16 protein-coding genes are annotated in these 12819 nt (G+C 33.3%); 14 read left to right on the top strand and 2 right to left on the bottom strand.

The features are described from left to right. Positions 1-196: 196 nt before the first annotated feature. The 11 genes from BST92_RS08985 (at position 197) to BST92_RS08935 (ending at position 7930) form a co-directional block, all read left to right on the top strand. Entirely contained in the window at positions 197-526 is a 330-nt protein-coding gene (locus BST92_RS08985; protein ID WP_146105134.1) for a hypothetical protein, read from the top strand. Positions 527-666: 140 nt separating this feature from the next. Next, positions 667-969, top strand: a complete 303-nt coding sequence (locus BST92_RS08980; RefSeq protein ID WP_105071144.1) for an ArsR/SmtB family transcription factor — start codon at positions 667-669, stop codon at positions 967-969. A 43-nt stretch (positions 970-1012) separates the two neighbouring features. After that, positions 1013-1222: a CBU_0592 family membrane protein gene (locus tag BST92_RS08975; protein WP_245910893.1), complete on the top strand. Its 210-nt coding sequence runs from the start codon at positions 1013-1015 to the stop codon at positions 1220-1222. Positions 1223-1303: 81 nt separating this feature from the next. After that, positions 1304-1906 (top strand): short chain dehydrogenase, encoded by a 603-nt coding sequence (locus tag BST92_RS08970; RefSeq protein WP_105072231.1) that lies wholly within the window; start codon positions 1304-1306, stop codon positions 1904-1906. A 241-nt stretch (positions 1907-2147) separates the two neighbouring features. Next, entirely contained in the window at positions 2148-3098 is a 951-nt protein-coding gene (locus BST92_RS08965) for an SDR family oxidoreductase (protein WP_105071143.1), read from the top strand. A 9-nt stretch (positions 3099-3107) separates the two neighbouring features. Further along, the gene (locus BST92_RS08960) at positions 3108-4019 is read left to right on the top strand and encodes a helix-turn-helix domain-containing protein (protein WP_105071142.1); all 912 of its coding nucleotides are present in this window, start codon (positions 3108-3110) and stop codon (positions 4017-4019) included. 2 nt (positions 4020-4021) lie between these two features. Then, complete coding sequence (locus tag BST92_RS08955) at positions 4022-4522, top strand: hypothetical protein (protein WP_105071141.1); 501 nt, start codon at positions 4022-4024, stop codon at positions 4520-4522. 201 nt (positions 4523-4723) lie between these two features. After that, entirely contained in the window at positions 4724-5698 is a 975-nt protein-coding gene (locus BST92_RS08950; RefSeq protein ID WP_105071140.1) for an acyl-CoA thioester hydrolase/BAAT C-terminal domain-containing protein, read from the top strand. 136 nt (positions 5699-5834) lie between these two features. Continuing rightward, complete coding sequence (locus tag BST92_RS08945) at positions 5835-6617, top strand: toxin-antitoxin system YwqK family antitoxin (RefSeq protein WP_105071139.1); 783 nt, start codon at positions 5835-5837, stop codon at positions 6615-6617. A 12-nt stretch (positions 6618-6629) separates the two neighbouring features. Next, on the top strand, positions 6630-7127 hold the full coding sequence (locus tag BST92_RS08940; RefSeq protein ID WP_105071138.1) for a DUF2628 domain-containing protein: 498 nt from the start codon (positions 6630-6632) through the stop codon (positions 7125-7127). A gap of 2 nt (positions 7128-7129) precedes the next feature. Next, positions 7130-7930 (top strand): hypothetical protein, encoded by an 801-nt coding sequence (locus BST92_RS08935; RefSeq protein ID WP_105071137.1) that lies wholly within the window; start codon positions 7130-7132, stop codon positions 7928-7930. Between the two features lie 45 nt (positions 7931-7975). Here BST92_RS08935 and BST92_RS08930 read toward each other — a convergent pair whose 3' ends face one another. Beyond that, positions 7976-8830 carry an alpha/beta fold hydrolase gene (locus BST92_RS08930; RefSeq protein WP_105071136.1) on the bottom strand — a complete coding sequence of 285 codons (855 nt, stop codon included), beginning with the start codon at positions 8828-8830 and terminating at the stop codon, positions 7976-7978. A 203-nt stretch (positions 8831-9033) separates the two neighbouring features. Here BST92_RS08930 and BST92_RS08925 point away from each other — a divergent pair, with 203 nt between their 5' ends. Then, positions 9034-9798 carry a CDP-alcohol phosphatidyltransferase family protein gene (locus BST92_RS08925; protein ID WP_105071135.1) on the top strand — a complete coding sequence of 255 codons (765 nt, stop codon included), beginning with the start codon at positions 9034-9036 and terminating at the stop codon, positions 9796-9798. Between the two features lie 40 nt (positions 9799-9838). Here BST92_RS08925 and BST92_RS08920 read toward each other — a convergent pair whose 3' ends face one another. Beyond that, a complete protein-coding gene (locus tag BST92_RS08920; protein ID WP_105071134.1) occupies positions 9839-10480 on the bottom strand; it encodes a protein-L-isoaspartate(D-aspartate) O-methyltransferase in 642 nt (213 codons plus the stop codon). A 106-nt stretch (positions 10481-10586) separates the two neighbouring features. Between BST92_RS08920 and BST92_RS08915 the strand changes: the two genes are divergently transcribed. Next, entirely contained in the window at positions 10587-11555 is a 969-nt protein-coding gene (locus tag BST92_RS08915; RefSeq protein ID WP_042248598.1) for a Gfo/Idh/MocA family protein, read from the top strand. After that, positions 11555-12817, top strand: coding sequence for a serine hydrolase domain-containing protein (locus BST92_RS08910; protein WP_105071133.1), 1263 nt, complete (start codon positions 11555-11557; stop codon positions 12815-12817). Before BST92_RS08915 ends, BST92_RS08910 begins: the two co-directional genes overlap by 1 nt. Positions 12818-12819: the final 2 nt, after the last annotated feature.

Below are 12819 nucleotides of genomic sequence, written 5' to 3'. Positions count from 1 at the left end.
TTGATAAAACAATACTGCTATACGATATGTATTAATAGGTGTTTATATTGAGAAAGATACTTTAGACCTAGCTTTTCAAGTTTTAAAACAAATCCCAGAAGAAGAACGAGAATCAACAGATTACTATCATATAGAAGGTGGACTTTATGACTACAATGGTCAAAGTCAAAAAGCAATAGAAAGTTATCAAAAAGCCTTGAACCTGACCCAAATTCCAGTAGTTGTTAATCAGCAGGATTTGAATTTATTGATCAATTATGCAATGTTAGAAACTTTAGCCGGCAAGAAGGAAAAAGGAGTCGAAAGATTAAATAATACACTCTCTTTTTCATGGCTGACAGAAAGTGACAAAGCATTATTAGAAAATTTCAGAAATGAATTTGAATATTATCAAGGCACAGGAGTTGTAGAATTTCATGCTACAAGAGACTTTTCAATACTCACCAATAATCCGGACAGTTTAGAACAGGTTTTTAAAAACTCATCATATCAATATCAAAGCAAAAAGTACAGGTCAACATCATGATTCTACAGAAATATTCTTTTCAAAAAAATCTAAATCTGGAATTGAAAAACTAGGAATAAAGATCAAAACTTAAAGCCATTAAATGTTATATAAAGTATAAAACATTTTCACATATCGCTATTTATAGATATGTTTGCATCATGAATATTAAGACAGCTACTGAAATAGGAAAATGTTTATCAAATGAGACTCGATTTCAGATCATGGAATGGTTGAAAGAACCAGAAAAGAATTTTCCACCACATGAGACACTCAAACATTTTAATGATGGTGTTTGCGTTACGTATATTCAAGAAAAAGCAGGACTATCGCAATCCACCATTTCTACGTATTTAACTAATATGGAAAAATGCGGATTACTTATATCGACAAGACACGGCAAGTGGTCGTATCTCAAACGAAATGAAAACACCATCGGACAATTTATCAAATTTCTGAAATAAAAAAATTAACAAGACATATCGACATATATAGATATAACGAATCATGGAAATTTTAATTGACATCATCGGCTGGTCAGGATCTGGATTGATTATCCTAGCCTATGCCCTTACTTTAATTGAGGATAAGAAGTTTTTAGATTATGGAAAATATTTAAATTTAGTAGGTGGACTTTTTATAGCAACTAATTGCTATTACTATAGTGCAATACCACCATTTACCACTAATTTAATATGGAGTATCATGCTACAGTAACTATATATAGGTCCGGTAATAGAAAAAAGAAGAATAAAAAGAAATGCAATAAAAATAATTGTCTCACTTAAAAAAATGAAAATGAAAATATTGATTATAGGTGGTCATGGTACCATAGGAAAAAAAGTAGTTTCACACTTTCAAAATGAAAATGAAATCATTATCGCTGGTCGTTCTAATGGTGATATAACAGTCGATATTGCTGATGCAAAATCAATTAAAACCATGTTTCATCAGTTGGGTAAATTAGATGCCATCATTTGTATTGCAGGAGAAGCAAAATGGGCGCCATTCAACGACCTAACAGAAGATGATTATTACATAGGTCTTAAAAGCAAACTCATGGGGCAGGTTAATCTGGTCCGTATAGGTCAAGATTACTTAAATAGCAATGGCTCTATCACTTTATCTACAGGAATTCTAGCAGATGATCCTGTAGTGAAAACGACCAGTGCAGCGATGGTAAATGGCGGTATACATAGCTTCGTAAAAGCAGTAGCTCTAGAAATAGAAAATGGAATCAGAGTAAATGTGGTTTCCTCTGGAGTGGTGGAAGATGCTTATGATAAATATAAAGACTATTTCCCAGGCCACAATCCGATCCCTATGACTAAGGTAATTAATGGTTACGTGAGAAGTGTTAATGGAAAAGGTAATGGAGAAATTATCAGAATTTATGATTAATCATCATTAATTATTTACACTTCGTTTAGCATAAAAAGCTCTAAAATTCTATCACAGGATTTTAGAGCTTTTTTATAGGCTTTAATCAACAAATGCAAATGTTTTTACATGACCTGTGTCACCTATTGCAATCTCATCATGCTCCAAAAAGTATATCAATTTCGAAAATGTGTGTAAGTCACAAAGATGATTGTCAAGCTAATTTTGCACTGTAAATTTTATTGAATAATAACAAATTATTATGAGCAAGAATCAATTTGGTAAAAATGGTTGGACACCAGACATTATAGGTTCCCTTAAAGGTAAAACATATATCATTACAGGAACTACAAGCGGTACCGGTTTTGAAGCCGCAAAGATTTTACTTGCTAAAGACGCTAAAGTCGTAATGCTAAATCGTAACAATACTAAAGCTCAAGACACGATTGCTAAGTTCAAAAATGAGTTGGGTAATCATATTGAAGTATCTAATATTCAAATGGATTTAGCACAATTAGCATCAGTAAGAAAAACTGCTGAACAGGTACTCTCCACAATTTCTCATATTGATGCATTGATTTGTAATGCTGCTATTGCACAAGTCCCAAAACAAGTACTTACTGTTGACGGTTTTGAAAGTCAGTTAGGTGTTAATCATTACGGAAACTTTTTATTACAAGGATTGCTTTTTCCTTTAATCGATAAATCTAACGGACGTATCGTGACTGTAGGTAGTGAAGGATATAAAATGGGAATAAAAACCATAAAGTTTGATGACATGAATTGGGACGATAACTATGAACCCAATACTGTTTATAGTCAAAGTAAACTAGCACAGATTATGTCTGTTTATGAGTTGCAAGATCGACTTAAGAATGCCGGAAAATCAAATGTTAAGGTTTATGCATGTCATCCAGGTGCGTCGAGAACTTCATTAATTAAAACCAGCGGAAGTTTAATGACCCGATTCATTTGGCAAATGATGAAATTATCTCCATTTGTACAATCTGCAGAAAAAGGTTCTTATCCAGAACTAATGTGTGCTACAGAGCCTAATTTAGATCAAAACGGTTTTTATGGCCCTACTGGTCGCAACTACTGGACCGGACCTGTAGGTGAGTGTGACTTAGAATCACATGCAAAAGATAAAGCCGTGATGCAAAAACTTTGGATCATTTCTGAGAAAGCAACAGATTTTCAATGGAATCTATAACTTAGTATTATGAAACATTTTAAAACACTCTCGTCATTTCTACAATATATGGAACTACCACTTCCAGAGCATCCTATGTTTAGTATATACGTAGCTCAAGAAGAATCCTTTCTTCCATGTCCTAGAGAAAGCTCGCCGCCTATAACAAATGATTGTTACTCCATTAGCTTAAAGAAAATTGTTAAGGGTGATTTAAATTATGGAAGAACCTCCTATGATTTTACAAATGGTGCATTAATTTTTATAGCTCCTAGACAAGTGTTACAATGGGATAGTAGTGTCATTTTTGAACAGAAAGGATTTTCTATCAATTTTCATGAAGATTTTTTAAAAGGTACAGAATTAGCTACCCAAATAAAAAAATATAACTTCTTCTCCTACTCAGTTAATGAATCGCTACACCTATCTCCCAAAGAAGAGAAACAGATTGAGTCAATCGTTCATAATATCAAAATCGAGTATCAAAATAATCAAGACGAATTCAGCAAGGAAATCATTATTTCTCAATTAAGCACTTTACTTAAATATGCTAACCGTTTTTATGAAAGACAATTTTTAAACAGAAAAGAACTGTCTAATGATTTACTAGAGAAATTTAATTTTCAATTGGCTATGTATTTTGAATCAGGAAAACTATCAGAGAATGGTATTCCCACAATAGAGCAAATTGCAAATAAATTGAACGTCTCTCAACGTTATCTAAGTGATACTTTAAAAAAAGAAACTGGTAAAACCACGACAGAACATTTACAATTGAACTTAATAGACAAGGCTAAGGACATATTACTTCAACCACATAAGACCATTGCTGAAGTCGCTTATGAGCTAGGGTTTGAATATCCGCACTACTTCTCCAGACTCTTTAAAAAGAAAGAAGGAATTAGTCCTTCACAATACATTGAAAAATATAAAATGAATTAATTATGGACATACTTAAACTAGCCACTGAATGGGCTAAATCTGAAGTCTTCTCTACGCGTTTCTTTATAATATTCGGACTACTATTCATTAGTGCAAGTATTGGATTTTGGCAGTTGGGAAAAACGGATTTAGCAAAATCGTATATCTTACCAACTCTGGTAGCAGGTATAATGTTAAGCATTATAGGACTAGGCCTCTTTTACACCAATAAATCAAGAATAGTTGAATTTAAAAAAGCCTATTATGAAAATGCTATTGTATTTAAAAAATCAGAATTAGAAAGAATTGATAAGACTTTAAAGGAATATAATACTATAGTGTTTAAAGCTATTCCCATTATAATTATAGCTGCCGCTTTAATTATCATTTTTATTAATTCAGCGACTTGGCGGGCAATTAGTATTACTACAATTGCTATGTTAATAGTTATTTTATTAATTGATGGTACTGCTCATAGTAGAATAGAAAATTACCGTCAACAGCTATTAGTTAGTTCTATATAGTTCATTTAAAAAAATCGGGTTCAAATAAGATAAAACTCATTTTTAGACCATAAGATTTTGCGGCTCTAATCTTCCAGTGATAGAAGTTTAGAGCTTTTTTTTTACAAATTATTTTATGATAACTTCACCTAAATTTTAATAGAGAAAGATTCACTATCGACTTAACACGGTATGAATCTATAAATCTGCAATACAACCACTTTGAAGAAAAAGCTTATTATATTAATTGGAATCTTAATCACACTAATACTGGGTTACCTTATAGTTGATTATTCGCTTTTCAATGGTATCAAATCAAAATATATAAATGAAAATGGTTTTCAAGGCAATTACTTTACTAAAGAAAATATAGAGAACAAAACGGCTGTAATCCTCATTGGTGGTGGTGATTGGGGCGATTATTGGGCTCAAGAATTTGCTCAAAAAGATCTAGTAGGGCTATCATTACCATATTCAGGTAAAGAGAATTTACCTCAATTACCTGAAGAAATTAAATTAGAGTATTTTGAAAATGCAATCCTATGGCTAGCACAACAAAAATCTGTGAATCCAGAAAAGATTGTGGTCATGGGCACTTCTAGAAATGCAGAATTAGCTTTATTAATTGCCTCTACATATCCAGAAATTATTAGCGGTGTAATTGCTTATGCTCCTAGTTCTGTATCATGGTCTAATACTGTTTTACCTTATAATTCTGATACTATTAAACCTAGTTGGACCTATCAAGGAATTGAAGTTCCTTATATTCCTATGAAAAAGATCAAAGGAAATAACACTAATCAAATTACATTTTTAAACTATTGGGAAGAAGGATTACTAAAATCAGATATAGCAGATAATGCCGCCATTAAAGTAGAGCAAATTAATGGACACGTACTTCTATTTTCTGGCTTAGACGATCAGGTATGGCCATCTGCTAAAATGGCTCATAGAATTGAGGAGCGATTAAAAAAACACCATTTTAACTTTAAATTGCAAAATGTAAAATATAAAAATGCTGGACATCTAATATCTAATATTCCAGAACAGAAATCAGAAAACAGATTAGGAACATTAAATATTAACGGTAAAACATATACTTACAATTATGGAGGAACTAATGATGGTGATTTTAAAGCAAAAACAGATGCTAAAATTAAATTGACAGAATACCTATTAAAACTAGATGCAAGATAATTTTCCTAATTGTTGAATCTTGAATTATTTGTAGACCTTACTCTAAAAGAAGAATATTAATATTAACTGTGACAGTATATTAGCAAGAAATTAATTTTACATTTATTCATTAAATCAATACTACAATCACTCTTCTATGCGCTTTATTAATAGACTTGTATCAATATTAAAAGGTGTTTTAATATGTGTTATACTTATACAGTGCAAAGATTCTAGTACAGCATTAAAAGAATCTCAAGAATTAAAAACAGTAGAGACTATTACTCCTATACCCTTTACAGATTATTATCCTTCAGGAAACCTTAAAACAAAAGGGCAATTACTGCACGATAAAAAAATGGGTACATGGATTTCTTATCTTGAAAATGGAGACGAAAAATCAATTCAAAATTTTAAAGATGATGTTTTAGATGGTTTTCAAAAAACACTGTACTCGCAAGAACTTTACATGGAAGGCGATTTTAAGCAAGGTGTAAAAATTGGTACTTGGAAAAGCTATTTTAAAGACAACCATCAACTTAAATATCTCAAACATTTCGATAATAATGGTAACAGTACTGGTAAATGGGAAAGTTATTACGACAGCGGCGAATTATCTTTAATTGAAAATTATGTCAACAATCAGGCTAATGGTAATAAAACAGAATATTTTAAAAATGGTCAAATAAGTAGTACTGGAAAACTGATTAATGGTAAAAACCATGGTATATGGAATTATTACTATGATACTGGCGTACTACAATGCGAGAAAGAATTTAAAATAGGTATTGAAGAAGGCGTATACAAACAGTATTATGAAAACGGTAGCCTATACAAAGAAGGTACTAAAACAAACTTTGAAAAAACAGGCGTTTGGAAAACATATGACCAGAATGGTAGTATTATAGAAACGAAATCATACCGCGATTCAAAAAATTAATAGATTTAAATTATGAACGACTCTTTAAATACAGACACAGAAACCAACTGGGAATTAGCCGCCTTTGTAGGTGAGAATCGAGCTTATTATTTAGAGAAATGGGAAAGCTTAAAAAACGGTAGTGTTTTATCTTTTAATTTCTACGCATTTTTATTTGGTATCACTTGGCTACTTTATAGAAAAATGTATCGTGAAGCAGGTATTTTATTTGCCATCATCCTTATTGAGTCAGAGGTTACTTTTAATCTGGTAGGCGATAATGGCGCGGTGGATATAGCGATTAGAATTTTCTATTCCCTAGCCATAGGTTTTACGTCAAACTACTTTTATCTCAAACATGCCGAAAGAGAAATTCAGAAATTGAATGAGCAATTTCAAGACCCTACTGCATTAAAAGAACTTATCATAAAGAAAGGTGGCACATCATGGGCTTCTGTGGTCATAGGACTAGTTATCATTATAGGATTATCCATTTTACTCGCCTATGTACTAGGTGACTTGAATTTTTAGTTATGAGAATTTTCAAATATTGGATTGCATATTCCAAAGAACTCTCTATAAATGGATTTAAACAAATCTCTACTACCTATGGAGGCTCTAATATTTCTAAGGATGAAGCCATTAAAGATGCCATTCTCAAACTTAACAACGCCCAAAAAAGAATTAACGGCGAGCTAGTAACAAATAGAGATTATGAAGCAGACATCATAGAAGAAATTATTGACATCATCAACAAAGACAATATTATTACAAGAAATAGATATGGTGCACTGGTATTAAATTCTAAAAAATTAATGTTCATAGATATTGATCAATATTCATCATCTATAAGCGATCTTATCTTTAGGAAATCTTATTCTCAAAAAGAATTAATGCTGCGCAAGATTGAGAAAACAGCACAAAAAAAGGAATATCATCAACTAGGATTCAGGATATATGAGACCGCAAAAGGTTATCGTGTATTAGTCACTAATAAAGATTTTGATCCTAGAAGTTATGAATCAAAGCGCATGATGAGAGATTTTAATGCGGATCATTTATACCGTTGGTTGTGTAGAAAACAAAACTGTTATCGCGCAAGATTAACGCCTAAACCACATCGCATCAATTTAAAAAAGATTAAAGTCATTTTTCCAAATAGGACAGCCTTACAGCAACAAGAACTAACCAACTGGCTGAACGAATATGAAGTGAAATCTCAACGATCTTCTAGTTGTCATCTAGTAAAAGAAATTGGTCAGGTACGCACCAATGAAGCCATTGAATACCACGACCGTTTGAGCGGTATTCAATGGAAATATAGTCTAGCCTAAAAAAACAACCTTAAATAAGTCTATTATTTTAAACCAATGATACCATCATCTACTCTGCTTTTTTAAGCGCTCAACCATTTCTAGTAAATAAGGTATAACTAGATCTGGTCTTTTCCAGGCGATCTCGTGACCTAGATTTGGAATAGTAATCACCTCAACATTTGAAAAAACAGTCTTACTATAATCCACATTGATATAAGGAACGAGCTCATCACTATCTCCATGAATGTGTAATACAGGAACATTAATTTGTGACCAATCTTTTTCTATAGCGGCTAGCTCTTGCGCATGTACCGTTTTCTCATCACCGGCAACTCGATAACCAGTAGGTACCAGCCAGCGTGTTAACCACCATTGTGTAAAGTCAGATTGCCATACTCGTTTTTCATGATCTGGATCTATGGCTGGCGATACCATAACAACAGCTTTAATTTGATCATTTTCTTTAGGTAATCTAGCAGCTACAGGACCGCCATAAGAAGTACCTACCGCAATAACATTTTCTAAATTTAATTGATCAATAACCTCACTTATAACCTTAGTTTGTGTATCAATAGAGGTCATTTCTTTCCCAAAATCTGAATAACCATATCCTGGTCGATCTACGGCATGTAGGTTGACTGTACCATGCAGTAAGCTGTCTTTAAGATAAGCTTGCCATGCCGTTAAGGAACTAGGCGATCCATGTAAGAAAACTATATTATAAATGGTTTTTGTTTGCGTGACACTTTGCACACGTACTTTTAAATCCATACTATCTATCTTAACATACGATATGGTGGTCGGTAAGTCCGCTTTCGCGAAAGCGGAATATATAGCATCATCAGGTAATCGATACTGTAAGCTTTTACAAGAACTAAGAAAAAGTAAACTTAGTACAAAGAAAAATAGATGCCTCATATCTTAAGAATGGAATGTATAAAAGTAAGGATATTTAGATAGTGATAAATTGCTTTCTATTACATTGGGTAGGTTACTATGATACTTCATAAAGACTATAAACCTCAAAGCTATAGTAGTAGTGATAGACAACGCTGTTTAGGTCGTATATTCGCGCTCATTACAATTGGTATATTCCACATTACTGTTTTCTATGACATTACATGTCCAAACTTCCTCAAGAGCATAAATTTATCGACTTGTCTGATTATGGACGACCGATTGCAAAAATCATAGCTCATTCTTTAAAACATACCGCAGCTACACCAGTCCATGTAACGATAGGTTTTATCATATCTGGCCTGATAGGTGTTTATTGCATTTTAACCGATTACTATTGGTTTGCAGGCTTTTTTCTAATTTTTAAATCTATACTAGATGCCGCAGATGGCGAACTTGCACGTGTAAAACAAAAACCATCATATACTGGTCGCTATCTAGATTCTGTGGCAGATATCTTATTAAACGCTATCATCTTTCTATCCTTATGGTACGTTACAAACACAAGTTTATGGGTTTGTATTTTAGCCTTTATAGGTCTGCAATTACAAGGCACCTTGTACAATTATTATTATGTCATCCTGCGCAATAAGTTTAATGGAGATAGGACTAGTCGTGTATTTGAAAATAAAACACCTGTCGCATTACATGGTGAATCGCAACGACAAGTTGATATTTTATTTAAGCTCTATAAATTTCTTTATGGCATCTTTGATAAAATGATATATGCATTGGATCCTAGAGCAGGTTTTGGCAAACCACTACCTAAATGGTTTATGACCAGTGTATCCACGTTTGGGTTAGGATTTCAATTATTGATAATCTCAGTGATGCTAGTCCTAGGATTTAAAGCCTTGATTCTTCCCTTCTTTTTAAGTTATACTATGATGGTATTTATTTTTGTAGGAATTAGAAAAATGTTTTATTGAAAAAGCTAACTCCTTCTATAAAACTACTCGAGATTAACTTTTATTGTTTCCCATCTAAAAATGGAACAAACCTGAACTCACCAAAAGTCTCCTTAGAAAATTGTGTCGCAGATTCTCTAATTAATAAAGTCATGATTTGTGGATCATCACCTACTGGTATGACCATGCGACCACCTATCTTAAGTTGACCTAATAAAGTTTGAGGAATATAAGGCGCGCCGCATGTAACGATAATAGAATCAAAAGGTGCATCTTCTGGCATGCCTTTGTATCCATCGCCAAAGAAATATCTTTTAGGCCTGTAATTTAATTTTCTGAAGATCAAATTGGTCTTTTTATACAATTCATTTTGTCGTTCAATAGTATAAACCTGTGCACCCATTTCTAGAAGTACAGCACATTGATAACCACTACCTGTTCCTATTTCTAATACCTTATCATTGGGTTTTACTTGTAATAGTTCACTTTGAAAAGCCACTGTATAAGGATGTGATATGGTCTGATCTGCACCTATAGGAAAAGCTTTATTTTGATAAGCATGCTCTAGAAAAGAACTGTCCAAAAAAACATGACGTGGCACTTTATTCATGGCATCCAGCACACGCTGGTCCTTGATTCCTTTCTCACGCATCAACTCAACGAGCTGTCGTCTTTTACCTTTATGTATGAAGTCGTCTTTGATACCGCTAATTTATAATGACTGCTTAAAAAGTACAGCACTTTTATCAAAAAGATTTAAGATAATTTTCTGCTCGCTAATCCTTATTTTTGTGGAAAACACATAAACTATGCTTAAAGCTGGCGTGCTAGGTGCTGGACACCTCGGAAAAATTCACTTAAGACTTCTAGAACAAAGTGAGCGTTATGAATTAATAGGATTTTATGATGCAAATCCCGAGTATGCAGCATCCATTGAGGCAGAGTTTGGTTACAAATATTTTTCAGACATCGACGCACTTATCGCGGCCTGTGATATGATAGATGTGGTCACTCCTACTTCTTACCACCACGAGAGTGGAATGAAAGTACTCGAGGCTGGCAAGCACTTATTTGTTGAGAAACCTATAACGGTTACTGTAGAAGAGGCAAATGATTTAATTGCGCTTTCGCGAAAGCGTAATGTAAAAGGTCAAGTAGGTCAGGTAGAACGTTTCAATCCTGCATTTAGATCAGTAGTGGATCGATTTGATAATCCTATGTTTATAGAAACTCATCGCCTGGCAGAGTTTAATCCACGTGGTACGGATGTAAGTGTGGTGCTGGATTTAATGATACACGATATTGATGCCATATTAAGTGTGGTAAAAAGCCCTGTAAAATCTGTAAGCGCAAGTGGTGTTTCTGTAATTTCTAAAACTCCGGACATTGCCAATGCTCGTATAGAATTTGAAAATGGTTGTGTTGCAAATCTAACGGCTAGTCGTATCAGTCTTAAGAAAATGCGTAAGGCACGTTTTTTCCAGCGTGATGCTTACATATCTGTTGATTTTTTAACTAAGGCTGTAGAAGTGGTGCGCATGAAAGATGCTCCTGAAGTTCCAGGAGATTTTGATATGATTCTTAAAAATGCCGAAGGCGAGAAAAAACAAATCTATTTTGACAATCCTGATGTGGCAGATAATAATGCCATACTCGATGAACTAGAGACATTTGCAGACGCTATAGAAAATGATACCAGACCAGTGGTAAATCTAGAAGATGGAACAGCGGCACTAGATGTAGCCTTAAAAATCATTAAGGAATTTAAATCACTGTAATGAATTACAAACTTCTAGTTAGCTTAATGATTTTATGTGGTTTGAGCAGCTGCAAAAACGCTGATACTACAGCTACAGATGAAAATATCATTGTAAAAGCTGTTGAAGTAGAACTGGATAAAAAATTAGATAGCATACACCAACTGAAACAATTTCATGGTATAGGTGTTTCTATAGTTAATGAAAAAGGACCTGTTTTTCAAGAAGGATATGGATATCTAGATCGCAAAATAAGAGCAGATTATACAGAAAACACCATTCAAAACATCGCTTCAATCTCAAAAGTAATCTTGGGATTAACTCTTGCTAAAGCGGTCGAAGACGGACACATCAATCTGGATGATGATATTAACAATTATCTTGATTTTAATGTACGTAATCCTCAATATCCAGATGATCCTATTTTAGTAAGACATCTAACCTCACACACAAGTAGTATTTTAGACGGTGATTATTATGACTTAAGCTATATCAATCTTGAAGATGACGCTGTAGATAATCCTAAAATTGATCAAGAAGAATTAAAATATTTTCAGACGGACAAGGAAGCTTTATCTCTACAAGACTTTTTAAAAAATGGTTTAACGACCACAGATACGGCACTTACTTCATATATCTATAGTGATTATGCACCAGGTACAGCATATTCTTACTCAAATATAGCGGCAGGATTAACGGCTTACATTATTGAAAGAGCAGTTGGTGAAGATTTCAAGAGCTATTCTAAAAAGCACATTATTGACCCTTTAGGTTTAAAAAATACCTCTTGGAATGTTGCAGACCTAGACTCGCGTCAACGTAGCTCTTTATACAGCACGCTAGAACTGCGTTATCCTGTGTATCGATTGATCACATTTGCAGATGGTGGTTTATATACCACACCTAACGATTTAGGAATAATTCTTACTGAACTTATTAATGGATATAATGGTAAGGGAACTTTATTAAAAACGTCCACTTATGTACAGTTCTATAAAAAGCAACTGAATGAATCGATGTTTAAAACAGAAAAATCAATGGCCGCCTTTCAGAAAGGTTTTAATAAAGGAATGTTTATCACCTATGAAAGAGATGGCATAGGTCACTCTGGTGGTGATCCAGGTGTTTCTACCTTAATGTATTTTAATCCTAAAACTAATATAGGTCAAATCACCTTTTTAAATACTGATTTTAATAGTCAGGAAGCTTATGATAGTTTTATTGCTATCGCTTCCATTTTAAAAGAATATGGTAACAAATTATTAAAAAATAAACAGCTATAACA

This window comes from Nonlabens arenilitoris (genome assembly GCF_002954765.1).
Lineage (GTDB): Bacteria > Bacteroidota > Bacteroidia > Flavobacteriales > Flavobacteriaceae > Nonlabens > Nonlabens arenilitoris.
The sequence above is the reverse complement of the archived record's forward strand: the minus strand, read 5'-3'. Positions and strand labels throughout refer to the sequence as shown.

Excerpts from the sequence above, each read along its gene's own strand:
- BST92_RS08915 (WP_042248598.1), top strand. The coding sequence starts at position 10,587 with ATGCTTAAAGCTGGCGTGCTAGGTGCTGGACACCTCGGAAAAATTCAC.
- BST92_RS08970 (WP_105072231.1), top strand. The coding sequence starts at position 1,304 with ATGAAAATATTGATTATAGGTGGTCATGGTACCATAGGAAAAAAAGTA.
- BST92_RS08975 (WP_245910893.1), top strand. The coding sequence starts at position 1,013 with ATGGAAATTTTAATTGACATCATCGGCTGGTCAGGATCTGGATTGATT.
- BST92_RS08965 (WP_105071143.1), top strand. The coding sequence starts at position 2,148 with ATGAGCAAGAATCAATTTGGTAAAAATGGTTGGACACCAGACATTATA.
- BST92_RS08930 (WP_105071136.1), bottom strand. The coding sequence starts at position 8,830 with ATGAGGCATCTATTTTTCTTTGTACTAAGTTTACTTTTTCTTAGTTCT.
- BST92_RS08935 (WP_105071137.1), top strand. The coding sequence starts at position 7,130 with ATGAGAATTTTCAAATATTGGATTGCATATTCCAAAGAACTCTCTATA.
- BST92_RS08960 (WP_105071142.1), top strand. The coding sequence starts at position 3,108 with ATGAAACATTTTAAAACACTCTCGTCATTTCTACAATATATGGAACTA.
- BST92_RS08945 (WP_105071139.1), top strand. The coding sequence starts at position 5,835 with ATGCGCTTTATTAATAGACTTGTATCAATATTAAAAGGTGTTTTAATA.
- BST92_RS08980 (WP_105071144.1), top strand. The coding sequence starts at position 667 with ATGAATATTAAGACAGCTACTGAAATAGGAAAATGTTTATCAAATGAG.
- BST92_RS08925 (WP_105071135.1), top strand. The coding sequence starts at position 9,034 with ATGTCCAAACTTCCTCAAGAGCATAAATTTATCGACTTGTCTGATTAT.
- BST92_RS08955 (WP_105071141.1), top strand. The coding sequence starts at position 4,022 with ATGGACATACTTAAACTAGCCACTGAATGGGCTAAATCTGAAGTCTTC.
- BST92_RS08940 (WP_105071138.1), top strand. The coding sequence starts at position 6,630 with ATGAACGACTCTTTAAATACAGACACAGAAACCAACTGGGAATTAGCC.
- BST92_RS08910 (WP_105071133.1), top strand. The coding sequence starts at position 11,555 with ATGAATTACAAACTTCTAGTTAGCTTAATGATTTTATGTGGTTTGAGC.